The sequence below is a fragment of the Ruegeria sp. HKCCD6647-2 genome, assembly GCF_057221075.1.
Window position 1 is genome coordinate 562,816 of the sequence record NZ_JBWVBD010000001.1, and the last position, 25,589, is coordinate 588,404.

Annotated in this window: 20 protein-coding genes; 10 read left to right on the plus strand and 10 right to left on the minus strand. The window is 57.1% G+C overall.

Translation table 11 applies throughout. The annotated features are described in order from the left end of the window. Window positions 1-63 precede the first annotated feature (63 nt). The 7 genes from AC2TDJ_RS02725 to AC2TDJ_RS02755 all read right to left on the minus strand — a co-directional run bounded on the left by AC2TDJ_RS02725 (window position 64) and on the right by AC2TDJ_RS02755 (window position 6,801). A complete protein-coding gene (locus AC2TDJ_RS02725) occupies window positions 64-948 on the minus strand; it encodes an ankyrin repeat domain-containing protein (RefSeq protein WP_480838991.1) in 885 nt (294 codons plus the stop codon). 213 nt (window positions 949-1,161) lie between these two features. Beyond that, window positions 1,162-1,989: an alpha/beta hydrolase gene (locus AC2TDJ_RS02730; protein ID WP_480838993.1), complete on the minus strand. Its 828-nt coding sequence runs from the start codon at window positions 1,987-1,989 to the stop codon at window positions 1,162-1,164. A gap of 3 nt (window positions 1,990-1,992) precedes the next feature. After that, complete coding sequence (locus AC2TDJ_RS02735; RefSeq protein ID WP_480838995.1) at window positions 1,993-2,880, minus strand: tryptophan 2,3-dioxygenase; 888 nt, start codon at window positions 2,878-2,880, stop codon at window positions 1,993-1,995. 63 nt (window positions 2,881-2,943) lie between these two features. Further along, window positions 2,944-3,972, minus strand: a complete 1,029-nt coding sequence (gene tdh, locus AC2TDJ_RS02740) for an L-threonine 3-dehydrogenase (RefSeq protein WP_480840202.1) — start codon at window positions 3,970-3,972, stop codon at window positions 2,944-2,946. A 19-nt stretch (window positions 3,973-3,991) separates the two neighbouring features. Next, window positions 3,992-4,942, minus strand: a complete 951-nt coding sequence (locus AC2TDJ_RS02745) for a PLP-dependent cysteine synthase family protein (protein WP_480838997.1) — start codon at window positions 4,940-4,942, stop codon at window positions 3,992-3,994. Then, window positions 4,939-6,126 (minus strand): glycine C-acetyltransferase, encoded by a 1,188-nt coding sequence (locus tag AC2TDJ_RS02750; RefSeq protein ID WP_480838999.1) that lies wholly within the window; start codon window positions 6,124-6,126, stop codon window positions 4,939-4,941. The genes AC2TDJ_RS02745 and AC2TDJ_RS02750 overlap by 4 nt, the downstream gene beginning before the upstream one ends. A gap of 108 nt (window positions 6,127-6,234) precedes the next feature. Next, entirely contained in the window at window positions 6,235-6,801 is a 567-nt protein-coding gene (locus AC2TDJ_RS02755) for a helix-turn-helix domain-containing protein (RefSeq protein WP_480839001.1), read from the minus strand. A 117-nt stretch (window positions 6,802-6,918) separates the two neighbouring features. On the opposite strand from AC2TDJ_RS02755, the gene AC2TDJ_RS02760 reads away from it, so the two are divergent. Beyond that, window positions 6,919-8,094, plus strand: coding sequence for an acetyl-CoA C-acyltransferase family protein (locus AC2TDJ_RS02760; RefSeq protein ID WP_480839003.1), 1,176 nt, complete (start codon window positions 6,919-6,921; stop codon window positions 8,092-8,094). Window positions 8,095-8,191: 97 nt separating this feature from the next. Here the strand turns inward: AC2TDJ_RS02760 and ubiB are convergent, their stop codons facing one another. Both ubiB and ubiE read right to left on the minus strand, forming a co-directional pair. After that, window positions 8,192-9,721 (minus strand): 2-polyprenylphenol 6-hydroxylase, encoded by a 1,530-nt coding sequence (ubiB, locus tag AC2TDJ_RS02765; protein ID WP_480839005.1) that lies wholly within the window; start codon window positions 9,719-9,721, stop codon window positions 8,192-8,194. 3 nt (window positions 9,722-9,724) lie between these two features. After that, entirely contained in the window at window positions 9,725-10,477 is a 753-nt protein-coding gene (gene ubiE / locus AC2TDJ_RS02770) for a bifunctional demethylmenaquinone methyltransferase/2-methoxy-6-polyprenyl-1,4-benzoquinol methylase UbiE (protein WP_480839007.1), read from the minus strand. Window positions 10,478-10,563: 86 nt separating this feature from the next. On the opposite strand from ubiE, the gene mutM reads away from it, so the two are divergent. The 6 genes from mutM to recF all read left to right on the plus strand — a co-directional run bounded on the left by mutM (window position 10,564) and on the right by recF (window position 17,177). After that, complete coding sequence (gene mutM / locus AC2TDJ_RS02775) at window positions 10,564-11,415, plus strand: bifunctional DNA-formamidopyrimidine glycosylase/DNA-(apurinic or apyrimidinic site) lyase (protein ID WP_480839009.1); 852 nt, start codon at window positions 10,564-10,566, stop codon at window positions 11,413-11,415. A 65-nt stretch (window positions 11,416-11,480) separates the two neighbouring features. Then, the gene (locus tag AC2TDJ_RS02780) at window positions 11,481-12,257 is read left to right on the plus strand and encodes an enoyl-CoA hydratase (RefSeq protein WP_480839011.1); all 777 of its coding nucleotides are present in this window, start codon (window positions 11,481-11,483) and stop codon (window positions 12,255-12,257) included. 231 nt (window positions 12,258-12,488) lie between these two features. Beyond that, a complete protein-coding gene (rpsT, locus tag AC2TDJ_RS02785) occupies window positions 12,489-12,752 on the plus strand; it encodes a 30S ribosomal protein S20 (RefSeq protein ID WP_480839013.1) in 264 nt (87 codons plus the stop codon). Window positions 12,753-13,286: 534 nt separating this feature from the next. Then, the gene (dnaA, locus tag AC2TDJ_RS02790) at window positions 13,287-14,672 is read left to right on the plus strand and encodes a chromosomal replication initiator protein DnaA (protein WP_480839015.1); all 1,386 of its coding nucleotides are present in this window, start codon (window positions 13,287-13,289) and stop codon (window positions 14,670-14,672) included. Window positions 14,673-14,898: 226 nt separating this feature from the next. Continuing rightward, a complete protein-coding gene (gene dnaN, locus AC2TDJ_RS02795) occupies window positions 14,899-16,020 on the plus strand; it encodes a DNA polymerase III subunit beta (RefSeq protein ID WP_480839017.1) in 1,122 nt (373 codons plus the stop codon). A 59-nt stretch (window positions 16,021-16,079) separates the two neighbouring features. Further along, window positions 16,080-17,177: a DNA replication/repair protein RecF gene (gene recF, locus AC2TDJ_RS02800; protein WP_480839019.1), complete on the plus strand. Its 1,098-nt coding sequence runs from the start codon at window positions 16,080-16,082 to the stop codon at window positions 17,175-17,177. Here the strand turns inward: recF and AC2TDJ_RS02805 are convergent. Continuing rightward, entirely contained in the window at window positions 17,174-17,740 is a 567-nt protein-coding gene (locus AC2TDJ_RS02805) for a carboxymuconolactone decarboxylase family protein (protein WP_480839021.1), read from the minus strand. The two genes, recF and AC2TDJ_RS02805, sit on opposite strands and share 4 nt — an antisense overlap. A gap of 98 nt (window positions 17,741-17,838) precedes the next feature. Between AC2TDJ_RS02805 and AC2TDJ_RS02810 the strand changes: the two genes are divergently transcribed. From AC2TDJ_RS02810 to AC2TDJ_RS02820, 3 genes are all read left to right on the plus strand, one after another. Then, window positions 17,839-18,411, plus strand: coding sequence for a TetR/AcrR family transcriptional regulator (locus AC2TDJ_RS02810; protein ID WP_480840204.1), 573 nt, complete (start codon window positions 17,839-17,841; stop codon window positions 18,409-18,411). A 125-nt stretch (window positions 18,412-18,536) separates the two neighbouring features. Then, a complete protein-coding gene (gene gyrB, locus AC2TDJ_RS02815; RefSeq protein ID WP_480839023.1) occupies window positions 18,537-20,954 on the plus strand; it encodes a DNA topoisomerase (ATP-hydrolyzing) subunit B in 2,418 nt (805 codons plus the stop codon). A 277-nt stretch (window positions 20,955-21,231) separates the two neighbouring features. Next, window positions 21,232-25,542, plus strand: a complete 4,311-nt coding sequence (locus AC2TDJ_RS02820; RefSeq protein WP_480839025.1) for an NACHT domain-containing protein — start codon at window positions 21,232-21,234, stop codon at window positions 25,540-25,542. Window positions 25,543-25,589: the final 47 nt, after the last annotated feature.

Genomic DNA, 25,589 nt, shown 5'->3' on the forward strand with positions numbered 1-25,589 from the left:
CTGAAGACGAGGTGAATCGGACTGGACGTCGGCTGTGTGGACAAAGTTGCCGTTCGCCCGTCGCTAGGGTGTAAGTTGGGTGAGATAGGCGATAATGGCAACCCGCGCTGTTCGATCAGGTTGACTGCCACGGGTCATGTCGGTGCCGGGAACGATATTGAATGGATCGGCAAGAAAAAGGTTCAATTCTTCAGGCGTCCAGTATCCTGTCTGTGTTCGCATCTCATCAGAATATGGAAAGCCTTCGACTGATGCTTTGGCCCTCCCGACAACGCCGACAAGGTTGGGACCAGGATGCTGACCTGCGCCGATTTCACCTGGCGTCATGCCATGACATCCGCCGCACTCGAACGCCAATAGTCGGCCTTCCTCAAGGTCGGCTGCTTCAAGTTCCCCCTGCTTCAGAGCGTCTACCGCTGCGGCACCAGCGCCCATCTCCCGCAAGAACGCAACCATCTCGGTTCGACCCTTAGTCCCCGCAAACTGAATTGGAGGCCACCCAAAACGATCCTGCGCGTTAATGTCTGCGCCGTTTTCGAGCAGCAAGCGAGCAGCTTCGATTGATCCACGTTCCGCCGCTTGGTGGAGCGCCATAAACTTATACTCACCGCCGCGAAGGTTTGGATCAGCTCCGGCAGCTAGCAGTGTTGCCACTATTTCGGTGTGGTTATTTCGAGCGGCGATCCCCAACGCAGTGCCCAAATCCGTCTCAGAGTCAGGTTCAGCGCCCACTGACAAAAGGTGAATCACTACCTCGGCTTGCCCACGCTGGGACGCAAAGTAGAGAGGTCTCACTAACGTTTCCGGGTCTTGTTGCGAGCCTTCGGGAAGGGCTTGTTTCAGGGCGGGAATGTCGCCCGAGATAGCTATGGAAACCAAATCCTTCGCGATAGCAGCGCCGGGTAAGAATACAACCAAAAAAACAAACGAAATCGCCGGAAGAAGCACAATTGCATCGTGGCCTCCTCGTTTCAGAGTTTCTGATTGGGGAAGTGTAGCACTTAGTACGTACTGCGCCAAAACTAGGTTGGATTAGCACCGGATTGCGTCCGCGTCGGGCTCGAAGTGGACATCCCCGGTTCCGTCACAAACGTGTGGTTCATAATGGTGGGTTGGATTGCAAAGCACAGGCCAAATCAGTCTGAGGTCCAACGCTTGTGACTACCGAATTGCGGGCAGGAACGTTTCGGGGTGCATGATAATGTCGAAATGCTGCATTCCCTTCTTCAGCCCGAAACTGACCGAATGCCCGCCCTTGCGTAACAACTCGGCATAGTCACGGCTTTGGCGGATGAATTCAGGCGTGTCCCGCTCGGCTACCGTGACGTGGTAACGGGGGCCGGGGGCGGGCAAGTGCAGGATCGGCGACAGGTCGTGTATCTCGACCGGGGTCAATTGCAGCGGGTCGTTGACCGGGGTCAGGCTGATCGGTTCAAGATCGTAGATGCCGCTGATCAGGATTACGTCCCGCACCCGCAGCCCGGCGCGGGCCAGCGCATCGGCCGAGGTCGCCATGACCATACTCGCCAGTTGCGCCCCGGCGCTATGACCGGACAGGGTGATCCGCGACGGGTCGAACCCAAGTGACGGGGCTTCGGCGGCCAGCCAGAGCAGCGCATCGCGGCATTCCTCGATCATCTGATCCAGCCGCGCATCCGGGGCGAGCGTGTAATTCAGGGTTACAAAGGACTGCTCGGCTTCGACGAGCGCCGGGGCCATCATCGCCGACTCGTGTTGGCTGAGGGCCTGCCAATAGCCACCGTGAATAAAGACATGCAATGGTGCGCCGGCCCCTTTCGCGGGAAAAAAATCCAGAACCTGCGTCGGACTGTGGCCGTAGGCGAGGTTCTCTTTCACTTCCATCCGAGCCCGGTTTTGCGCACTGAGCGCTGCGTAGCTGTCGATATAGGGCGTCAGATCGCCGCCGATCATCGATCGGGGCGAGTATTCCTGATCCAGCTCTTCCTGAGAAAACCCCCGGTACAGCATCGCTTACTCCTGCTCGGCATACATCAATTCGGTGCGCATGTCGTAGAGATCATGGAAGAACCGCAATTCCAAGGCTTTGCGCAGAAAGGCCACGCCGCTGGACCCTCCGGTGCCGGGTTGATTGCCGATCACCCGTTCCACCGCCGTGACATGATCGAACCTCCAGCGTTGAAACAGGGATTCCACATCCATCAGTTTTTCCGCCAACGCGTAAAGGTCCCAATACCTGTCTGTATCGCGGAACACCTCGACCCATATCTTCACGATGCGTGGGTCGCCGGAATAGGGCTGCGCATAATCCCGCTCCAGCAGGTCATGCGGTACGTCAAATCCTTGCCGCGACAGCATGTGCAGAACCTCATCGTAAAGCGAGGGCTTGGTCAGTGCCGCATTCAACATCTCCATGACTTCCGGATCGTGTTCATGCACTTTCAGGGTCGAGGCATCCTTGTTACCCAGAATGAACTCGATCTGACGGTAGCCGTAGCTTTGAAAGCCGGAAGAACTGCCCAAGGCGTGACGGAATGTCATGTAATCTGCGGGTGTCATGGTTAGAAGGGTTTCCCAGGCGGCGATCAATTGACGCTGGATCGCTTTGATCCGGTCGAGGTTCTTCATCGCCGGGCCGAAATCGTCCTGTTGCAGGAACTTGCGAACCTCGACCAATTGGTGATGCATCAGCTTCAGCCACAGTTCGCTGACCTGATGGATGATGATGAACAGCATCTCATCGGGCTGCGCCGGGTCCTGAAAGGTTTTCTGCAGGTTCAGCAGGGTCTTGAGCTGCAAAAAATCGCCATAGCTTTTGCGATGCGTCTTGGCGAAGTCGGTGACCAGAGTATCCTCGATCCCCCGTTCCAGAAAACGGTTTTCCTTGTTCTTGTCGCCCATATCACCCCTCCCGAGTGCCGTTTTGCACCTGTGTAGGGGCTAATTTTGCAACTTTCCAGCGCCTTAGGTCCAGTCCAGGACAACCTTGCCGGAAAGCCCCGATTTCATGGCCGCAAAACCCTTGGCAAAGTCATCGACCGCAAAGCGGTGGGTGATGACCCGGCTGACATCCAGACCGTTCTGCAACATGGCGATCATCTTGTACCAGGTTTCGAACATCTCGCGCCCATAGACGCCTTTGATGGTGATGGCCTTGAACACGATCCGGCTCCAGTCGACCGGAGATTTACCGGGCGGAATCCCCAGCAGGGCGATCTTACCGCCCATGACCAGGGCCTCGACCATCTGATCCAGTGCTGCTTGCGAGCCCGACATTTCAAGCCCTACGTCAAAGCCTTCTTTCATGCCCAATTCGGTGATGACGTCCTGCAGATCTTCGCGGCTGACATCAACCGGGCGGATGGTTGGCACCACGTGTTCTGCCAGCTGCAGGCGATCCGGGTTGATATCCGTGATCACAACGTGCCGCGCACCTGCATGGCGGGCAACCGCTGCGGCCATGATGCCAATGGGGCCTGCACCGGTGATCAACACATCCTCGCCCAACAGATCAAAGCTGAGCGCAGTGTGAACGGCATTGCCCAGCGGATCGAGGATGGCACCGATTTCATCCGGGATGTCGTCGGGCAGGGGCACGACGTTGAATGCAGGCAGTTTCAGGTATTCGGCAAAGGCGCCTTGTTCATTCACTCCGATGCCACGCGTGCCGGGATCGAGGTGAAACTTTCCCGCCCGGCTCTGGCGACTGTCTGTTCCGATCAGATGCCCCTCACCTGAACAACGTTGACCGATTTCCAGCCCGGCGACATTGCGACCGACCTCGACAATTTCACCGGCAAACTCGTGCCCGGTGATCATCGGGACCGGAACCGTCGCCGTAGCCCAGTCGTCCCAATTCCAGATATGGATATCCGTACCGCAGATGCCGGTCTTGTTTATGCGGATCAAAACCTCATCCGGACCGATCTCGGGAACGGTGGCCTGCACCATCCACAACCCTTCTTCGGGTTTCGATTTTTCAAGCGCCTTCATCGTGTTTGCACGCATCGGATCACTCCCACAAATCGGTTGAAAGGTATTTCAAACCGCTGTCGCACATAACTATGGCGATACAGCCGCCGCGTTCCGGCCCTTGAAGCAGCTTGGCGGCCGCCGCCAGATTTGCCCCGGCCGAATACCCGGCAAATATTCCTTCGGTCCGGGCCAGAAGCCGCGCATGTTCACGCGCGCCGCTGCCCGAGATCGACAGGTAGCCCTCAAGCGGTGCGTCGTGCAGGTGAACCAGATCGCTCATCGCATATCCTCCGCCCTGAATGGGGTGATCAGGCTGACGGACAACTTCACCGGCCAGAGCCTGCGCCCCTTCGGGTTCAACAGCATAGCATCGCACACCGCGCGGGGTCAGAAAACGCGCTGTACCGGCAAGCGTTCCTCCGGATCCAGCGAAGTCGCAGAAGGCGGTTAACGCACCATCCGACTGCGCCCAGATTTCCGGGCCGGTGCCTGTCTCATGCGCATTTGGATTGCCGGGATGTCCAAACTGATCAGCCCGGAACGCCCCGCGTTCGGTTGTGATGCGCTGGGCCTCATCATCCACCAGTGCAAGGTCGGTACCAGAAACCTCGCCCGGATTGCTGCCCGGAGCTTGCGGAACAATGACGACTTCGGCTCCGAGTGCACGCATCATGCGCGCCCGTTCGACCGAGTTGCCGGCACTCATCACGGCGACAAAAGGATGCCCGAGGATACCGCAGACAATCGCCAGACCGGTCCCCATATTGCCCGAGGTCAATTCGACCACTGTTTGTCCGGGTGAGAGTGTTCCGTCCGCTCTGGCCATTTCGATGATGGATCTTGCCGCCCGGTCTTTTTTGGAAAAACCGGGAAGGAGGTGATCCAGCTTGGCCAGAATGCGCCCCTCAAGCTCCAGCCTCCGAGTCAGGCGTGACAGCTCCACCAGAGGTGTGTTTCCAATCGCGTCAATGACCGACGGCAGAATCAAGAGACTATCCCCAGTTCCCTGCCAACTTTGCCAAAGGCTACCAGTGCACGGTCAAGCTCGTCCTTTGTCAGAGCCGCATTCATCTGTGTTCTGATCCGCGCCTGCCCACGTGGAACGACCGGGAAGAAGAAGCCCGAGACATAGACGCCTTCGTCGAACAACCGCGAGGCCATGTCTTGTGCCAATGTCGCCTCGCCCAGCATCACCGGTATTATCGGATGTTCGCCGGGCAGCAGGTCAAAGCCCAGCTTTTCCAATCCGGCGCGCCAGTATTTGGCGTTTCCGAACAGTTGAGCGCGCAGCATGTCGCCTTCTTCGACGAGGCGAATTGCTTCGATCCCCGCGGCGACGATCGAAGGCGGCAGCGAGTTAGAGAACAGATAGGGCCGCGCCCGCTGCCGCAGCAGGTCGATCACTGGCTGCGGCCCGGCGATGTAACCGCCGATTGCCCCCCCAAGTGCCTTGCCCAAAGTTCCCGTCAGGATGTCCACGTCAACGCCGAAATGATCCGGCGTTCCTGCACCGTTCGGCCCCATGAAGCCGGTCGCATGGCAGTCATCAACCATGACGATGGCATCGTATTTATCGGCCAACTCGCGGATTTTCGGCAGGTTGGCCAGGTAGCCGTCCATCGAGAACACGCCGTCGGTAGCAATCATGATATGCCGTGCGCCATCCTCGCGCGCCTGTTTCAGCCAGGCTTCGAGGTCGTTCATGTCGTTGTTCATGTAGCGATAACGCTTGGCCTTGCACAGCCGCACCCCGTCGATGATAGAGGCATGGTTCAGACTGTCTGAGATAATGGCGTCTTCAGGCCCTAACAAAGGCTCAAACAGCCCACCATTGGCGTCGAAACAGGCGGCAAACAGGATTGCGTCGTCCTTGTTCAGGAACTTGGCCAGCGTCTGTTCCAACTCGCGGTGGATGTCCTGCGTCCCGCAGATAAAGCGGACCGAGGCCATTCCGAACCCTTTTGGTTCCATCGCGCCTTTTGCGGCGTTGATCAGGGCAGGGTGGTCTGCAAGGCCCAGATAGTTGTTGGCGCAGAGGTTGATCACCTGCCTGTCGCCCACCGTGATCTCACCGCCCTGAGGCGAGGTGATCATTCGCTCGCGCTTGTAAAGACCTTCTGCTTCGATCTGCGCGAGGGTGTCCGTGATATGGGACAGGAATGCATCTGCCATGGCGATCTCCTTGCTTTGAGTCGCATATCTAACATAACGGAATAAATTCCCAAATAGGGGAATGCAATATGAAGGAAAATTTTCCGTGAAGGCGGAAATCTGCCGATATCAGGCGTTTTTGACGATCAAAAACACGCGAGCGGCACCCTGCATCGCGGCAATAGAATGTAATACGTCGGCTGCGTACCGTGCCGTGTCACCCTGGTTTAGATCTGTTGAGGCCGTACCGGATGTGACCCGGACCGCACCTTCCAATACTGTCAGTTGCTCTTGCGCGCCGCGTGTATGAGGCTGGCTGTTCAACGTGCCATCCTGGTCAAAACGGATGTCGTAGACCTCGTGCCCGCCCGCTTCTTCCGGAGGGGACAGGATACGAATACGACAGTTCTGCCCCATATTGTCGATGCTGGGCACTTCGGAAGCTCGCAGGACCTCGATCCGGTCGGTGCCGCTGCTTTCTTCCAATAGACCCGCGAAATCCACCTGCAATGCGCGGGTCAGGTTCCACAGGGTCGAAATCGTCGGGCTGCTTTCACCCCGTTCGATCTGGCTGACCATGGACCGGGACACGCCGCTGAGATTGGCCACGGCTTCAAGCGACAGCCCCTTGGCGCGACGTGCCTCTTTCAGGCGGGCCGGCAGGAGCGTCAGGATATCGTCTGTGCTTTCCGTCATGACGGAATTTCATGCGCCTTCGGCGCCGTTTTGTCAATTCCGGCCGTGACGGAACGTCCTGTGGGACAGGCGGATGCTGCGGGTGCATACTGTCGCCAAATCCAGGAGGAGAGAGACATGACCGACATCGTGATACTTGACGGAGCCCGCACGGCGATTGGCACATTTGGCGGCGCGCTTGCATCGACGGCGCCAATTGATCTGGCAATCGTTGTTACCGAAGCGGCACTGGAGCGTTCGGGCGTCGAAGGTGGTCAGATCGGTCACGTGGTGTTTGGAAACGTGATCAGCACCGAGCCGCGGGACATGTACCTTTCGCGGGTCGCAGCAATGCAGGCGGGCATACCGAACGGGACCCCGGCGATGAATGTCAACCGGTTGTGCGGTTCTGGCGCCCAGGCCGTTGTGTCGGCGGTTCAGTCTCTGATGCTGGGAGATGCAGAGTTTGCCGTCGCCGGTGGGGCCGAAAGCATGTCGCGCAGCCCCTATATCGTGCCGCAGGCCCGCTGGGGTGCCAAGATGGGCGATGTGGCTTCGCTGGATATGATGCTGGGTGCGCTGAACTGCCCGTTCGGCACCGGGCATATGGGTGTGACCGCGGAAAACGTGGCTGATGAACACCAGATCACGCGTGAGCAGATGGACGAGTTTGCACTGACCAGTCAGACCCGAGCGGCAGGGGCCATCGAGGCCGGGCATTTCGACAGCCAGATCACACCGGTTCAGGTCAAAATCAAGCGGGACATGGTCGACTTCAAAGTCGACGAACATCCCAAGGCCACGACCACCGAGGCGTTGTCGGGGCTGCGGCCCGTGTTCAAGAAGGACGGCCGGGTCACGGCGGGCAATGCTTCGGGCATCAATGACGGGGCCGCGGCGATGGTGTTGGCGACGGCTGACTCGGCCGAGAAGGCAGGTCTGAAACCGAAGGCACGCATTCTGGGATACGCCCATGCCGGTGTTCGCCCAGAGGTGATGGGGATCGGTCCGGTGCCAGCGGTTCAGAATCTGTTGAAGAAGACTGGTCTGTCGGTCGAAGAGTTTGACGTCATCGAAAGTAACGAAGCCTTTGCGGCGCAAGCGCTGGCCGTCAATCAGGAGCTGGGCCTGGATGCCGCCCGTGTGAACCCCAATGGTGGCGCGATTGCCCTGGGCCACCCGGTTGGGGCGACGGGGGCAATCATCACATTGAAGGCTCTGTATGAATTGGAGCGCACGGGCGGGTCCAAAGGTTTGGTCACCATGTGCATCGGCGGCGGTCAGGGGATCGCCATCGCGATCGAACGACTTTGAGTAGACGCCGGGAAAGGGGGGCTGTCTGCCCCCCATCGCGCTGTCACGCGATTCCCCCCGAGGATATTTTTGGCCAGATGAAGCTGCGGGATCGAAGTTAGCTGAATGCCATTATTATGACCGCGATTGCGGCACCCGCGATTGCGCCGATGGCAGCAGGCAGGATCGAGGACGGGAGACCGGAGTTTGGGGTCTCGTCCTTATGGGTCTGTGCGATCAGGGCATTCTCGACGAGAACGGGCAGGCGAGGACCGAAACGGGCAAGGACCAATGCGGTTTTGCCAAAATCCCGCAGCGCTGCACGAGGACCAATGGATTGCTTGATGTAATCCTCGACCACAGGGCGCGCCACCTCCCAGATATTGATGTGGTCATCCAATGAACGCGCGACGCCTTCGACAACGACCATTGTCCGCTGAAGCAGAATCAACTCGGTACGGGTTTCCATGCCAAAGCGTTCCGTGACTTCGAACAGGTAGTTCAGCAGCCGCCCCATCGAAATATGTGAAGCATCCATGCCAAAGATCGGTTCACCCACGGCACGCAGGGCGCGAGCGAATTCATCGACGTCCTGGTTGGCGGGGACGTAACCGGCTTCGAAATGTACTTCGGCCACGCGTTTGTAGTCACGGCGGATGAAGCCAAACAGGATCTCGGCATAAACCCTGCGGGTGTATTCGTCGATATGACCCATGATGCCGTAATCGTAGGCAATGATATCGCCGTTGGCCGCGACCTTCAGGTTGCCCTGGTGCATGTCGGCGTGGAAATAGCCGTCCCGCAGGGCGTGTAGCAGGAACATCCTCAGAACGCGCTCGGCCAGATCGCGGCGGTCGTGATTGGCCGCATCCAGCGCATCATTGTCCCCCAGTGGGATACCGTCCGCCCAGCTGAGCGTCATCACGCGGCGCGCGGACAGGGACCACACAACGGGCGGCAGCCAGAACCCGGCGTCGTCCTTGGTGTTGGCGGCGTATTCCGATGCCGCAGAACTTTCCAGCCGCAGATCCAGTTCGCCGCGCACGACGCCGTCGAAATGCTCGATGACCTCCATTGGGCGCAGACGGCGCGCACCGGGGGCGAACAGCTGGACGATACGGGCGGCGAAATAGAACGCGTCCACGTCCTTGCGGAAAGCGCGTTCGATATTGGGGCGCAGAACCTTCACGGCCACTTCTTCACCGGTGCTTGTCAACTTGGCCTTGTGGACCTGGGCGATGGACGCGGCGGCGATCGGTTCGCTGAACTCGCTGAATATTTCGGCTACGGGCTGGCCCAGTTCCTTTTCCACCTCGGCCATGGCCTCGGTTCGGGAGAACGGAGGGAGTTTGTCCTGCAACACGCGCAGCTGTTCCGCCAGTTCCTCACCGACGACGTCCGGGCGGGTCGACAGGACCTGGCCGAATTTGATGTACGCCGGACCCAATGCGGTCAGCGCGCGGGTGGCCGGTGGCATTTCGGGGTCACCCTTGTAGCCCAGCCATCGGAACGGCTTACCCAGGGTATGAGCAAGGATGCGGACAGCGCGCGGGGCTTCGAACGCGTCCAGCACGACGTTCATGGCGCCCGTACGCTCAAGCGTGGCGCCTGTGCGGATCAGGCGAATGATGTTGTGGGGACCACGCATATGTCAGATTTTCCACCCGGAATGCAGCGCGGCGATACCCATGCTGAGATTGCGGTACTTGGCGTTTTCGAACCCGGCAGTGCGGACCATGTTCAGGAATGTCTCCTGATCGGGGAATTTGCGGATCGATTCGACCAGATACTGATAGCTGTCGTGGTCATTCGCGATCAGCTTGCCCATCCGCGGTATGACGTTGAAACTGTAGAGGTCATAGAGCTTTTGCAGACCGTCATTCGGCAACTGGCTGAATTCCAGCACCATCAGGCGGCCACCGGGTTTCAGGACGCGGTAAGCTTCGTTCAGAGCCTCTTGCGGGCGAGTCACGTTCCGGATGCCGAACGAGATAGTATAGACGTCAAAAGTGTTGTCCTCGAATGGCAGGGCCATCGCGTCGCCCACCACCCAGTTCAGGCTGTCGGCCATCTGATCAGCCTCGGCGCGCTGGCGGCCTTCGATCAGCATCGGCTCGGTCAGGTCAAGAACGGTTGCGTGGCCGTGGCCTGCGCGCTGGAGAAAGCGGAACGAGATGTCACCCGTACCACCCGCGACGTCCAGCAGGCGCTGACCGGGGCGCGGGGCCAGCCAATCCATCATCGCGTTTTTCCAGACGCGGTGGATGCCCATCGACATGACATCGTTCATCACGTCATATTTCGAGGCGACCGAGTTGAACACGCCCTGTACACGCCCGGCCTTGTCGGCCTCGCGGACGGTTTCGAATCCGAAATGAGTGGTCTTGTCGCTGTTGTCGGACATTTGCCTTGCCGTTTGTCGAATTTCGCCTCTGTTATAGGGCTCTGGTAGCAGGGCACAATGCGGCCCTTTGGAATAGGAGCCCTCTAATGCCGGAATTGCCCGAGGTCGAGACAGTAAGACGCGGCCTGAGCCCAGCCATGGAAGGGGTGGTGATCACACAGGCAGAGGTAAACCGGCCCGATCTGCGCTGGCCGTTCCCGGACCGGATGGCCGAACGACTGACCGGGCAGCGGGTGGATCGTTTGCGGCGCCGGTCGAAATACATACTGGCCGATCTCAGCAGTGGTGAGACGTTGCTGATCCATCTGGGCATGTCCGGGCGGATGACGGTGTCGGGCGATCCTCTGGGCCAATTCGCCCATAACCATCCCGCACCGGAAAGGCACGATCATGTGGTCTTTCACATGGCCAACGGCGCGCGGGTGACGTTCAACGATCCACGCCGGTTCGGAGCCATGGATCTGCTGCCGACGGCGACCGCCGAGGATCACAAACTGCTGTCGGTGCTGGGACCGGAACCCTTGGGCAACGATTTTCACGAACAACACCTGATCGATGCGTTCCGCGGAAAGAAAACGCCGGTCAAATCCGCCCTTCTGGATCAGGGAATCGTTGCCGGATTGGGCAATATCTACGTTTGCGAGTCGCTTTATCGCGCAGGTGTGTCGCCTCGTCGCAAAGCCGGTCACATTTCCGTGGCCCGCGTTGCAGCGTTGGTTCCGATCATTCGACAGGTGTTGCAGGACGCCATTGATGCGGGTGGTTCATCGCTGCGGGATTTCCGCCAAGCCGATGGAGAGCTTGGATATTTTCAGCACAGCTTTGACGTTTATGGCCGCGAGGGAGAACCCTGTCGGACGGAAGGATGCGGCGCTTCGATCAAGAGAATCACTCAATCCGGTCGCTCATCCTTCTATTGCGCGCAATGCCAAAGATAACTTGATCCAGCCAACTCGCGTGATAAGGAATCGTACCTGAACGGAACAACCGGAACTTTGACCTCATGGCATTTGAGACGATCATCGTCGAAATCGAAGACCACGTCGCCCTAATCAAGCTCAACCGACCGGATGCGATGAACGCTCTGAACACCCAGTTGCTGGGTGAACTGTGTGACGCGCTGGAAGACGCAGACAGCAACGACAAAGTGCGCTGTATCGTCATTACCGGCTCGGACAAGGCGTTTGCCGCCGGCGCGGACATCAAGGAGATGTCCGAGATGAGTTTTGTTGATGTGTTCAACATAAACCTGTTTGCCGACGCCAACGATCGTGTGTCGGCCATTCGCAAGCCAATTATTGCGGCTGTGGCCGGGTATGCGCTGGGCGGTGGATGCGAATTGGCGATGCTGTGCGATTTCATCATCGCCGCGGATACGGCCAAATTCGGACAGCCCGAAATCAACCTGGGCGTTATTGCCGGTCTGGGTGGCAGCCAGCGCCTGACGCGGTTCGTGGGCAAATCCAAGTCGATGGACATGAACCTGACCGGTCGTTTCATGGATGCCGAAGAGGCCGAGCGCGCCGGGCTCGTCAGCCGGGTGGTTGCCGCCAAAAAGCTGATCGAGGAAGCGATGGGCGCGGCTCAGAAGATCGCCGAGAAATCGCAGCTGACCGCAATGGCCGCCAAAGAAGCCGTGAATCGCAGCTACGAAGTTCCGCTGAGCGAGGGGATGCTGTTCGAACGCAGGGTGTTCCATTCGATGTTCGCGACAGAAGACCAAAAAGAAGGCATGGCGGCTTTCCTCGAAAAGCGCGCGGCACAGTTCCGCGACAAGTAGGCCGGCTACGGCGACTGAATGACAGGCGGGTCTTGCCCGCCTTTTTCGTTCCCGAAGACCGAAACACAAGATTCGGCTTGGCAAACCCTGCAAACTTGGATAGAGAGCGCCGCTATACATGCGCGTGCGGCCCGCTTGGCCCGACTCACACTCGTGATTTCTGATCCGGTGCGGATTGTTCCGTGGCGCGCAAGCTTAGAAAACCGTACCGAACAAAGGTCAGAGATACACATGGCAAACTCGCCCCAGGCAAAGAAGCGCGCTCGTCAGAACGAAAAGCGTTTCGCAATCAACAAAGCACGCCGTTCGCGCATCCGCACGTATCTGCGCAAGGTCGAAGAAGCAATCGCAACCGGTGACAAGGACGCAGCCACCGCAGCCCTGCGCGCGGCTCAGCCCGAGCTGATGCGCGGCGTCACCAAAGGCGTCTTCCACAAGAACACCGCCGCCCGCAAAATGTCGCGCCTGTCGGCGCGTGTGAAGGCGCTGGGTTGATTCTCGAAAAACACGTCAAGTGTTAATCCTTGGAAAAGGCGCTGCACCCTGCGGCGCCTTTTTCATTGTTGCCGGAATGCCGCGTCTTCGCGAAGCCGAGAGATTCTTTCGCTCTCAGACCCGAGTCAATATCAGAGTTTCGTTGCCGCAACCCGTGCCCTCTTGTTACCACTGTTACAGCGATTCACTCGCTTGGGGGGACAGGCTGTTCCAAGGATCGAACTGACGGGCATCAGATGGATCCAGGGACGAATGTTCGAACGCCGGCAAATGCCGGGTGGACGATCTGCTCAGGGTCTCGGGTTTCCGACGATTCTAGCCCTGTCGAAAAACTGGATTGTGACGCGCGCCGCGAATGGCCGGTATGTCCCGCTTTTGGGATGGGTGTTGGTTGCGCTGACTTTCAAAAAATACCCGGCGGATCGGGCGATCCGGCGAAAGGGTATCCTTGTGTGTGAACGCATAATTTTGGGGAACCGGGCCATATTCATAAGGCTGTCAGGTCAAAAAATAATGGGATGCGTGAGGCGCTGAATGACACAAGAGAAATGGGGACAACTGCGTAGCAAGTTGCTGAAGGCCGTCGGTAGGAACAACTTCACCACCTGGATTGAACCTCTGGAATTCAAGGAGTTGCAGGACGGTGTGGCGGTGTTTTCCGTTCCGACCAATTTTATGGGCAACTATGTCAGCCAGAACTTCGCGGACCTCATTCTCTATGAGCTGAACACTGCCGGTGAGACGGTGCAGCGTCTGGCATTCCGCACGGCCGCCAATTCACCGGCGCGCCCTGCCCCCTCCGCCGACGAACCACAGACGTTCGAGCAGGCGGAAGAACCAGCCCCTGCCACAGAATCCGCAAACGGCGCGCTTGAGGCGTTGCAGGCTGCGCCGCTGGACGCCCGGTTCACATTTGACAGTTTTGTGGTTGGCAAGCCCAACGAACTTGCCCATGCCGCCGCGCGTCGGGTCTCCGAAGGTGGACCCGTCACGTTCAATCCGCTGGTTCTTTACGGTGGCGTAGGACTGGGTAAAACGCACCTGATGCATGCCATCGCGTGGGAGCTGAAAACCAAGCATCCAGAGTTGAATGTGCTCTACCTGTCCGCCGAACAGTTCATGTACCGCTTTGTGCAAGCCCTGCGCGAGCGTCGGATGATGGATTTCAAACATCTGTTCCGGTCGGTCGATGTGCTGATGGTCGACGACGTGCAGTTCATCGCCGGCAAGGATTCCACGCAGGAGGAGTTCTTTCACACTTTCAACGCGCTGGTGGATCAGAACAAACAGATCATCATTTCGGCCGACCGCGCCCCGGGCGAAATCAAGGACCTTGAGGAGCGCGTGAAGTCACGCCTGCAATGCGGTCTGGTCGTGGACCTGCACCCGACTGATTACGAACTGCGCCTGGGTATCCTGCAGAACAAGGTGCAGCAATACAGCAGCACCTATCCCGATCTGACCATTGCCGACGGTGTGCTGGAATTTCTCGCTCACCGCATCTCGACCAATGTCCGCGTTCTCGAAGGCGCTCTGACGCGTCTGTTCGCCTTTGCTTCGCTGGTGGGTCGCGAGATCGATATGGAACTGACGCAGGATTGCCTGGCCGATGTGCTGCGCGCGTCCGAACGCAAGATTACCGTGGAAGAGATTCAGCGGAAGGTTTCGGATTACTACAACATCCGCCTCAGCGACATTATCGGGCCAAAGCGCCTGCGGTCCTATGCGCGTCCGCGCCAGGTCGCGATGTACCTGTGCAAGCAACTGACCAGCCGCTCGCTGCCTGAAATCGGCCGCCGTTTTGGCGGGCGCGACCACACTACGGTCATGCACGGCGTCAAACGCATTGAAGAGCTGAAGCTGACCGACGGTCAGATTGCCGAGGATGTGGAAATGCTGCGTCGCTCGCTGGAGGCGTGATTTAAGACACCTCCACTCACGAAATGCCCCGGATCTTGAGTCCGGGGTATTTTCTTGTGCGCTATTGTCCACGGTCTGCACTGAACTGTGCCCGCACGGCCACGCGCCTCTTGACGCTTGGGGTATTCCGACCCAGAAATCCGTAAAAAATCCTTGTGCCTCAGAGTGGAACCGCTAACGTGCCAGTCCCGCCCATTTCGGCACGCAAGTCAGAGGAATTGAGGGTATGAAGATCAGCATCGAACGCGGCACCCTTCTCAAGGCCGTCTCGCAGGCCCAATCCGTTGTGGAACGCCGCAACACAATTCCGATCCTGGCCAACGTGCTGATTGAGGCCGAAGGCAATCAGGTTCAGTTCCGGGCGACCGATCTGGATATCGAAGTGGTCGACAAAGCCCCCGCGCAGGTCGAGAAAGCCGGCGCGACGACGGTTGCCGCGACAACGTTGCATGAAATTGTGCGCAAATTACCTGACGGGGCCTTGGTGACGCTGACCGCCGACAGCGCCGCAGGTCGTTTGACCGTCGAGGCGGGGCGGTCGAATTTTTCGCTGGCGACGCTGCCGAAGGAGGATTTCCCGGTGATGGCGTCGTCGGAGTATCAGTCGAACTTCACGGCCTCGGCAGCATTGCTGCGCCGGCTCTTCGACAAATCGAAATTTGCGATTTCGACTGAAGAAACACGGTATTATCTGAATGGCGTCTACATGCATGTGACCGATGGGCCCGAAGGCGGCAAGGTGTTGCGCTGCGTGGCGACAGACGGCCACCGCCTTGCCCGGATCGACGCGGATTGCCCCGATGGCGCGGCGGATATGCCGGGTGTGATTGTTCCGCGGAAGACCGTGGGCGAATTGCGTAAGTTGCTGGACGATGACGAGATGGACATCGCGGTCTCGGTCAGCGAAACCAAGGTGCGCTTTGCTACACCGGATATCACGCTGACGTCGAAGGTGATCGACGGCACATTCCCCGACTACACCCGCGTCATTCCGCAGGGCAACACCCGTAAGCTGGAAGTGGACGCCGCCGAATTCGCACAGGCCGTGGATCGCGTCGCCACGGTGTCGTCCGAGCGGTCCCGCGCTGTAAAGCTGCAGCTGGATGGCGACAAACTGGTTCTGTCGGTGAATGCGCCTGACAGCGGCGCTGCCGAGGAAGAACTGGCGGTGGCGTATGGCGACGAGCGGCTGGAGATTGGTTTCAACGCCAAATACCTGCTGGAGATTGCGTCACAGGTGGATCGCGAGAATGCAGTGTTCCTGTTCAATTCAGCCGGTGACCCGACTTTGATGCGTGAGGGCAGTGACCAGAGCGCGGTTTACGTCGTCATGCCGATGCGCGTCTGATCGCGCTGGCGCGCGATGCCTCCGGCGGGAGTATTTTTGAAAAGATGAAGGGAGGGGTCATGGCTTTGGCCCTGACCGAGCTTACGGTCTCGCATTTTCGGTCTCATAAACTGGTGCGTTTGTCTCTGGACGGACGGCCGGTGGCGATCCATGGGCCGAACGGGGCCGGTAAGACCAACATCCTCGAGGCGGTGTCTTTGTTTTCGCCAGGGCGCGGGATGCGGCGGGCCAGCGCGGCAGAGATGACGCGGCGGCCCGAGGCGCTGGGCTGGAAATTGACGGGGCTGTTGCAGGCGCAGGGTCGGCAATTCGAGATCGAGACCTGGTCCGAAGGTGGCGCGCCGCGTCAGGTGCGGGTTGATGACAAGTCCTCTAGCCAGATCGAACTGGGAAAGCTGGCGCGGGTGGTCTGGTTGATCCCGTCGATGGACCGGTTGTGGATCGAAGGGGCAGAAGGGCGGCGGCGGTTTCTGGATCGCATTGCTCTGAGCTTTGATCCAACCCATGCCGAAGCGTCGCTGACCTATGAAAAGGCGATGCGGGAACGCAATCGACTGCTGAAAGAGCAGGTTCGTGATGCCCATTGGTATGCCGCGCTGGAAGGGCAGATGGCCGAGATGGGGCATCGGATACATGTGGCCCGGCTGGCGGCTCTGGACCACCTGCGTGTCGCGCAGGATCAGGCAGAAACGGCATTTCCTTCTGCCGAACTGGAATTGGTGCAGACCGAAGGCGCAATGCCTGAAACGGCGGAAGATTTGTGTGAGGCGCTGATTGAAAGCCGGTTTCGTGATCTGGCAGCGGGTCGGACTTTGGTCGGCCCGCATCGATCGGATCTCTTTGGCGTATTCACCGCCAAGGGGGTTCCCGCCAAGGATTGTTCGACCGGAGAGCAAAAGGCACTGCTGGTCTCGCTGATCCTTTCGAATGCACGGGCACTGGCGGGAAAGATTGGGGCGCCCCCTATTGTGTTGCTGGATGAAGTTGCGGCGCATCTGGATGCAGGGCGCCGGGCGGCGCTTTATGATGAGATCTGCGCGCTGGGTGCTCAGGCCTGGATGACCGGTACCGGACCTGAGCTGTTTGCGGAACTGAGTGATCGCGCCCAGACATTGACGGTGACCGAAGGTGACGAAGGCTCGGTCGTTACGTCTTAGGCGGGTTCGCCGACTTTGCGTTCCCAGAGGAAGCCGCGCATGACTTCGTCCACGGGCGTCTGGGCCATGTGGTTGACATAGTTCGACATGGTTTTTTGCGCGAGGCCCAGAACCACATCCAATACGGCGCGGTGCGAGTATCCGGCATCGAAGAACGCCTGCATCTGTTCTTCGGTGACATTGCCGCGCTGGTTCATCAGTTGCAGGGTAAAGGTGCGGAGCGCTTCGAGCCTGACGTTGGGCAGCGGGGTTTCGTTGCGCAGCGCGTCTGTGATCTCGTCCGATACTTTCATCATCTTGGCGATGCCGGTATGGGCGGGCACGCAGTAATGGCACTCGTTTTCGACATTGATGGTCTGCCAGACAACGGTTTTCTCGTCGTTGTCAAAATCGGTCTGCAGAAACAGATGATGCAGCACCTGATAGCCTTCCAGATGCTGCGGGCTTTCAGCCATTACTTTGTGCAGGCCGGGCAGGCGGCCGAAAGCAGCCAGGGATTTTGCAAGCAGCGGCCTGGACCCGTCCGGGGCGGTTTCGAGGTCGTGAGAGGGGAAGTCAGTCATATTGAGCTCCTTTTTTGGCGCGGTAATTCGAAAATAGGGTTTATTGAGTGATCGCTCAAGTATATATTTGAATGAATGTTCAAGAATTGGTGATGCAGATGCCCCGTAAGCCATCATACGACCGAGACGAATTGATTGACCGGGCCAGAGATATCTTCTGGCGTCAGGGCTGGGCCGGGACGTCGTTGAAAGATCTGGAAAACGAGCTGAAACTGAAACCGGGCAGCTTTTACGCCGCATTCGGATCGAAAGATGCGCTTTATGCGCTGGCGTTGGAACGTTATGCACGCACCGGTGTGGCCCGCCTGACCGCATTGGCGGAGCAACTGGGCCCCAAGGGAGCCCTGCAGGCGCAACCGCAGCTGGTTGTCGATTCTACCGATATGCCCGCAAAGGCTTGCATGCTTGCCAAAACCTATGCCGAGTTGCAGGCAAAGGACCATGAACTGGCCGAAAAAGCGGGCATCCACATGGCCGAGATGAAAGCATGTTTCGCCAACCTCTTTCGCCGCGCGCAGGAGGCGGGTGAAATCGGGTCCGGGCACGATCCTGAGAGACTGGCGACGCGTTATCAGTCCGACCTGTTGGGGCTACGTTTGTCGGCGGACCGCAGCGACGTTGACGCTAGTGCAATTGCTGCGGATATCGCGGCGGATATCGATCGCCTCTGAGCAAGCGGCGGCAGATTGCCGAACACGTTCAAGTCGCCCGAATCCACCACAAAATCTTGGGGGATCGCGTGACAATCCCCACCAGAGAACGTATAAGTTACCAAAATAATATAGGTACTCACGGAATGTCCGAAGACGCACAGGCACCTCAGGAATACGGCGCTGATTCCATTAAAGTTCTCAAAGGGTTAGAGGCCGTCCGGAAACGTCCCGGTATGTATATCGGGGATACCGATGATGGTTCGGGTTTGCACCATATGGTGTACGAGGTTGTCGACAACGGAATTGACGAGGCATTGGCCGGTCATGCCGACCATGTGACCGTAAAAATCCATGCCGATTCCAGCGTTTCGGTGAGCGATAACGGCCGCGGAATTCCAGTGGATATCCACCCCGAGGAAGGCGTTTCGGCGGCTGAAGTCATCATGACCCAGCTGCACGCCGGCGGTAAGTTTGACAGCAATTCGTACAAGGTGTCGGGCGGTCTGCACGGCGTGGGCGTTTCGGTGGTGAACGCGCTGTCGGATTGGCTGGAACTGCGCATCTGGCGGAACGGCAACGAGCACGTTGCCCGTTTCGAAGGCGGAGAGACGGCGGAACACCTTAAGGTCGTGGGTGAGTGCGGTGATCGCACCGGAACCGAGGTGCGGTTTCTGGCCTCGACCAACACGTTCTCCAACCTCGAATACTCGTTTGAGACGCTGGAGAAGCGCCTGCGTGAACTGGCCTTTCTGAATTCAGGCGTGCGGATCATCCTGATCGACGAACGCCCGGCGGAGCGGCTTGAGACCGAGCTGTTCTATGAAGGCGGTGTCAAGGAATTCGTCAAGTATCTGGACCGGTCCAAAACGCCAGCTATGCCCGAGCCAATCTATATCAAGGGAGAACGCGACGACATCGGTGTGGAAATCGCGATGTGGTGGAATGACAGCTATCACGAGACGGTTCTGCCCTTCACCAACAACATTCCGCAGCGTGACGGCGGCACCCACGTGGCCGGTTTCCGCGGCGCTCTGACCCGAACGATCAACAACTATGCGCAATCCAGCGGGATCGCCAAGAAAGAAAAGGTCAGCTTTACGGGCGACGACGCGCGCGAAGGTCTGACCTGTGTGCTGTCGGTCAAGGTGCCTGACCCGAAATTCTCATCTCAGACCAAGGACAAGCTGGTCAGCTCCGAAGTGCGCCCGGCGGTCGAAGGGTTGATGAACGAAAAACTGGCCGAGTGGTTCGAAGAGAACCCCAACGAGGCCAAAACCATCGTCGGCAAGATCATCGAGGCTGCGCTGGCCCGCGAAGCCGCCCGCAAGGCCCGAGAACTGACCCGCCGCAAGACGGCGATGGATGTGAACTATCTGGCGGGCAAGCTGAAGGACTGTTCCGAAAAAGACCCCTCCAAGACGGAAGTCTTCCTTGTCGAGGGCGACTCGGCCGGTGGCTCGGCCCAGACTGGCCGGGATCGCCTGACCCAGGCCGTTCTGCCGCTGCGCGGTAAAATCCTGAACGTCGAACGCGCGCGGTTTGACCGGATGTTGTCGAGCCAAGAGATCGGCAATCTTGTCATGGCGCTCGGCACCGGTATTGGCCGTGACGAATTCAACATCGAAAAGCTGCGCTACCACAAGATCGTCATCATGACCGATGCCGACGTGGATGGTGCGCATATCCGGACGCTGTTGCTGACCTTCTTCTACCGGCAGATGCCGGAACTGATTGAGGGCGGGTATCTCTACATCGCGCAGCCACCGCTTTATAAGGTGTCGCGCGGCAAGTCCGAGGTCTATTTGAAAGATCAGGCGGCACTGGACGATTACCTGATCAATCAGGGCGTTGAGGGTGCGGTTCTGAAACTCGGCTCGGGTGAGGAAATCATCGGTCAGGATCTGACCCGCGTAGTCGATGAAGCACGTCAGCTGAAGCGCGTTCTTGATGCCTTCCCGACCCACTATCCACGTCACATACTGGAGCAGGCCGCTGTTGCCGGAGCTTTTGTTCCCGGCGCGGTCGATGCCGACCTGCAAGGTGTGGCCGACAAGGTGGCTGCCCGTTTGGACCTTATCGCTTTGGAATACGAGCGCGGCTGGCAGGGCAGAATCACGCAAGACCACGGCATCCGTCTGGCCCGTATCCTGCGCGGCGTGGAAGAGGTTCGCACGCTGGACGGCCCGATGCTCCGTTCCGGCGAGGCCCGAAAGACAGGCTCGTTTACTCAAAGCCTGCAAGAAGTTTACAACACGCCCGCCACCTTGGTCCGACGCGACCGGTCCCAGGTGATCCACGGACCGCTGGACTTGCTGCGTGCCATCCTCGAAGAGGGTGAAAAGGGCCTGTCGCTGCAACGCTACAAAGGTCTGGGTGAGATGAACCCTGATCAGTTGTGGGAAACCACACTTGACCCGGATGCGCGAACTCTTCTCCAAGTACGCGTGGACGACATGGTCGAAGCAGATGACCTGTTCACCAAACTGATGGGCGACGTGGTTGAGCCGCGCCGGGAATTCATCCAGCAAAATGCGTTGAGTGTGGAGAACCTGGATTTTTAGGTGCGTGTAGGATCGCCCATAATCGTTCGCGATGCCCATAATCGTTCGTGTTTATTTTCGATCCTGACTTAATGGTTGCGGGGAATTTATTGTCCGCAACCAAGTCCCAACGGTCCGAGCCCAGTATTCCATCTATTTCCGATATCTATTTGTAAAATCTTCTTTTTTGCCACTCTGAAACCTCCGAATGGCTCATTGTCAGATCAATGGGTTGCCTTTCCAATGAATGCGGTGAACGTTCCACCCTCAGAGCACATTATCCTTAAGGAGGTATGCTATGACGATTTCCAACCCTGTTCCTCTTCATCGTAGCTTTTCCCGCCTCCACCAGACTAAAGAAGATGCCGAGAACCGCGAGATCATGGATTTTGTTTCGGGGCGAGAACCGACGGGATGGGGCGAGCTTGAAAAACTACATCGTTGCGTAATCTTGGCGGGCGCTGGTGTTGGCAAGACGCATGAAATGATGTCCCGTGCCAAAAAGGTTCGGGAAAGTGGGAGAACGTCATTCTTTATTCGGATTGAGGAAATAGATCAGGATTTTGAACTTGCTTTTGAAGTTGGCAACGAAGTTGATTTCCAGCGTTGGCTTTCTTCGACTGAAAATGCTTGGTTTTTTCTGGATTCGGTGGATGAAGCCAGACTGGTTGATCCTCGAGCTTTTGAAAGAGCTATTCGGCGCTTTGCCAACCGAATAAAAAGTGCCCAGCATCGTGCACATATTTTCGTCTCCAGCAGACCTTACGCTTGGCGAAGTCATTCCGACTTCGCAATGCTGAGCAAGTATCTTCCGTTTGCCCAACCGAAGTTGGATCCTACGGAAGTTGATGATCTCTCCTCATCGAACGGCCAAAATGATGAGGCCGAGAATGCTCTTGAAGTGTATTTGCTTGACGAACTCGCCGAGAAGGACATTCAGTTGTTTTCTCAAACGCGCGGCGTGGAAGATATCACCCGCTTTGTCGATGAAATTGTTAGAAAAAACTTACTTTCAGTGGCGAGCCGACCCTTCGATCTCGACGGAATCATCGACAAGTGGAAGGACGAAGGAGCATTAGGAAGTCGCCTCGATGTTCTACAACACGGCATCGAAAAGCGGTTGGACGAAATCAATCCTGATCGGGCTTTGCAACAGCCATTGAACCGCACCCGTGCTCGAGAGGGTGCCAGAACGTTGGCGGCAGCTGTCGTTCTAACTGGGGAAGCAGGTATTTGTGTTCCCGATGGACGCCCAAACCAGGAAGGAGTCGATGCAAAAATGGTCCTGAGGGATTGGGATCCCGGTGATGTCACTGCGCTTCTCGAACGCGGAGTGTTTGATGACGCCATCTACGGTGTTGTTCGATTTCGCCACCGGGAGGTGCGTGAGCTACTCGCTGCAGAATGGTTTCTTGATCATCTCAGAAACGGAAACTCGCGCTATGCAGTTGAAAACCTGTTGTTTCGAGAGAAGTATGGTGAGCATATTATCACACCGCGCCTGCGCCCACTACTACCGTGGTTGATACTATTCGACGAGAATATTCGTAGACAAGCGGTCGCAATAAGCCCTGGCGTCGTGATTGAAGGCGGTGACGTATCCCGTCTCCCTTTTCAGGAGCGGCGACGTTTCTTGGATGATATTGTCAAACGTATTGCCCAGGACGAAGATACGAAATCTGCGAGTCACAATGATGCAATCGCTCGCATTGCGCAGGGTGATCTTTCAGATGACGTTCTGCGATTGATCCATGAGTATCGAGACAATGATGATGCTCTATTCTTCCTTGGGCGTTTCGTGTGGCAGGGAGAGCTGGTCAGCTGTGTTCCGGCGATGATGGACATCGCCGTTGACGAGGAGCGTGGTCTCTATGCTCGCGTAGCAGCGACAAGAGCAGTCGTGACTGCAGGGTCACAACATCAAGTTGCAGAGTTTTGGAGTTCCTTATTAGCCAAAGATACGGCCATTGATCGCCAAGTTCTCGCTGAGATTATCAGAATGCAAAAAGCTGATGATGCTTCCGTCGATAATCTTCTGGCATCGATTGATAAGCTGCAGCCTTATGAGCGTTATGAGGTCACGGGACTAAATGATGCCCTGCATGAATTTGCCGGTCAGCTTGACTCCGAGGATTCGTATGATGAGGAAGTGTTGCGGAGGCTGGTGAACGGCCTTTACGACCGCCTTAACCGGGGGCCTTATTTAGAAGGTGGACGGACTAAAGTATCTCGTGAGAATTCCTGGTTGCTGAGCGTGGCGGCATGTGCGGTGAATTCGCTGATCCTCGCTCACTCTCGAAGCATGTTTGACGCCGCGAGCATTGCGGTTCTTCAGATGATATCGGCTACAAAGTATTGGCAGCATGATATTGAGCTTCGCAAGGAAGCTCAGCACATCGGTCAGCATGTGCGGGAGTGGGTTGAGCTTCATGACGCCTTGTTTTGGGCGGGGATTGCAGCAGAACGCGCGCACTGTAACGCGCAATCTGAAGATAGGCTAACGGACGGCAGGAGGGTTCTTTTTCAAAATTGCCTACTCCGATTTGAAGAAGGTGACTTTGAGCGCGTCTTAAGTTTTATCGAGGATCAGCGTCTGGAAGATGATAAGCTGGTGGCTGTTTGGCTCGCTTATCGGTTGATCGTAGATTGTGAGATGCCCGCATCCGCGATGGATGCGCTAAGAGCAAAGGTGCAAGATAAGCCGACGCTTCGGCGGCGTTTTGAGGAGTTGTCCGCTGCAAAGCCGCCAAAGGCCCATCGCGCAATGGAAGCACGAGAGGTGAAGCGTCAACAGAGGTTTAAGAGAAAACGTAAGGTTCAGGCCGAATATAGAAATCGATGGATCGCTCAACTTAAATCAAACCCAGCTCTTGTGCTTAGTCCTGCCTCCATAGAGCCGGGAAAAATGACTAAAAATCAGGCTTGGCTGATGCACGAAGTGAAGGAAAGCGACAATAGCCGTTGGAGAGGCGATGATTGGAGAAGTCTCACGAGTGTTTTCGGGGAAAGCGTTGCAGCAAAATATCGAGAGGCGGCAATGGCTCATTGGCGGAACTATGATCCGCCATTGCTTTCTGAGGGATACTGCAGTGATGGAACGCCTTCGGAGCTCATATTCGGATTGGCAGGTCTCGAAATTGAAGCTTCGGAGGTTCGAGCCTTCCCCAATAATCTAAGCGAAGATGAATTGAAACATGCTATGCGCTATGCGACCTGGGAACTGAATGGGTTTCCAACATGGGTCGAAGGCGCATTCCACCATTTCCCCATCATCGTAAGCGATGCGCTGAAAACTGAACTGCGTTGGGATCTGGAAAGAGAAGAAGCTCCACGATCGTATATTCTTCACGATATTGTCTATCGCGCACCCTGGTTTCACGAACACATTGCGGATTGGCTTGTCGATTGGTTGGAAGCAAGCAGAGTCCGTGATGTAGAGGCGTTGAGGCAAGCGCTTTTCATCGCAAAAAGCGGCGATGATCGTGATCGATTGAGCTCTCTTGCAGAAAAAAACGCAGCCAAGCAACTGCCTATGCCCGAGCAAGCAAGATGGTTCACACTTTGGGTGGATACAAATGCCGAAACTGGTATCCCTGCGTTGGAAGACTGGCTAAATTCCATGCCGGATGATGAAGCCTCTCTTGCCGCACAACATGTCCTAACCGACCTTGTCGGTGACAGACATTGCACAAACCTTGGCCCTGGTTTTGAAAGCTTTCGAACAGCGAGCCATCTAAAGCGCTTATATGTCCTGATGCACCAACATATTCGTTCCTCAGATGATATCAAAAGGGACAATGGGCGGGTTTATAGCCCTGAAATGAGGGATGATGCGCAATCTGCGCGAAACACACTCTTTGATCATCTCGCGGAGATTCCCGGCAAGGCAACTTATATCGCCTTGAGAGAGCTTACCGAGGAACACCCGGACCGATCAGCACGGCCTTGGATGGCCGTGCAGGCCTACCGTCGCGTAGAGCAAGACGGAGACATCGAAGCTTGGTCTGACGAACAAGTATATGATTTCAACCAGGACCAAGCCCTGACACCCCGATCCAACCGTCAACTTTTTGACCTATCGGTCAGTCGCCTAAGTGATTTGCGGAATTGGCTCGAGCGGGGAGACGATAGCCCATACAAAACGTGGCAGCGTGTTCCTGGTGAGACCGAGATGAGAAATCTTGTCACTGGTTGGCTGAACGACAAAGCAAATGGCCGATATACTTGTTCGCAAGAGAACGAGATGCCCAATGGACAGAGGCCGGATATCTGGATGCAAAATCCGATAGTGCCAGCATCAGTGCCAATTGAGCTCAAACTGCTGGATAACGGTTGGTCAGGGCCTAAGCTTTGCGAGCGTCTTAGAAATCAACTTGCAGGTGATTATTTACGTGCTGAAGCAGCTGGAGCTGGAGTATTCCTTCTCTTTTGGCAAGGACGCAAAGATGAATGTGCTTGGCAGGTTGAGGGCAATAGAGTGACTCTTGCGAGTCTTGAGGCAGCACTTCAAAACTACTGGAAGTCTATCGCCGCGAATTGGCCGAACGTCGAAGAGGTGAAGGTGATCGTTGTTGATCTAACTGCGCGAGGTGTAAAGTCAGATTCTTGAAACACTGGAGCCTAATAGTTCTGACAAAACACCAAAAAATGTCAGAT

Excerpts from the sequence above, each read along its gene's own strand:
- AC2TDJ_RS02820 (WP_480839025.1), top strand. The coding sequence starts at position 21,232 with ATGACGATTTCCAACCCTGTTCCTCTTCATCGTAGCTTTTCCCGCCTC.
- gyrB (WP_480839023.1), top strand. The coding sequence starts at position 18,537 with ATGTCCGAAGACGCACAGGCACCTCAGGAATACGGCGCTGATTCCATT.
- mutM (WP_480839009.1), top strand. The coding sequence starts at position 10,564 with ATGCCGGAATTGCCCGAGGTCGAGACAGTAAGACGCGGCCTGAGCCCA.
- AC2TDJ_RS02730 (WP_480838993.1), bottom strand. The coding sequence starts at position 1,989 with ATGCTGTACCGGGGGTTTTCTCAGGAAGAGCTGGATCAGGAATACTCG.
- ubiE (WP_480839007.1), bottom strand. The coding sequence starts at position 10,477 with ATGTCCGACAACAGCGACAAGACCACTCATTTCGGATTCGAAACCGTC.
- dnaN (WP_480839017.1), top strand. The coding sequence starts at position 14,899 with ATGAAGATCAGCATCGAACGCGGCACCCTTCTCAAGGCCGTCTCGCAG.
- rpsT (WP_480839013.1), top strand. The coding sequence starts at position 12,489 with ATGGCAAACTCGCCCCAGGCAAAGAAGCGCGCTCGTCAGAACGAAAAG.
- AC2TDJ_RS02810 (WP_480840204.1), top strand. The coding sequence starts at position 17,839 with ATGCCCCGTAAGCCATCATACGACCGAGACGAATTGATTGACCGGGCC.
- AC2TDJ_RS02735 (WP_480838995.1), bottom strand. The coding sequence starts at position 2,880 with ATGGGCGACAAGAACAAGGAAAACCGTTTTCTGGAACGGGGGATCGAG.
- AC2TDJ_RS02780 (WP_480839011.1), top strand. The coding sequence starts at position 11,481 with ATGGCATTTGAGACGATCATCGTCGAAATCGAAGACCACGTCGCCCTA.
- AC2TDJ_RS02805 (WP_480839021.1), bottom strand. The coding sequence starts at position 17,740 with ATGACTGACTTCCCCTCTCACGACCTCGAAACCGCCCCGGACGGGTCC.
- AC2TDJ_RS02755 (WP_480839001.1), bottom strand. The coding sequence starts at position 6,801 with ATGACGGAAAGCACAGACGATATCCTGACGCTCCTGCCGGCCCGCCTG.
- tdh (WP_480840202.1), bottom strand. The coding sequence starts at position 3,972 with ATGAAGGCGCTTGAAAAATCGAAACCCGAAGAAGGGTTGTGGATGGTG.
- AC2TDJ_RS02750 (WP_480838999.1), bottom strand. The coding sequence starts at position 6,126 with ATGGCAGATGCATTCCTGTCCCATATCACGGACACCCTCGCGCAGATC.
- recF (WP_480839019.1), top strand. The coding sequence starts at position 16,080 with ATGGCTTTGGCCCTGACCGAGCTTACGGTCTCGCATTTTCGGTCTCAT.
- dnaA (WP_480839015.1), top strand. The coding sequence starts at position 13,287 with ATGACACAAGAGAAATGGGGACAACTGCGTAGCAAGTTGCTGAAGGCC.
- AC2TDJ_RS02760 (WP_480839003.1), top strand. The coding sequence starts at position 6,919 with ATGACCGACATCGTGATACTTGACGGAGCCCGCACGGCGATTGGCACA.
- ubiB (WP_480839005.1), bottom strand. The coding sequence starts at position 9,721 with ATGCGTGGTCCCCACAACATCATTCGCCTGATCCGCACAGGCGCCACG.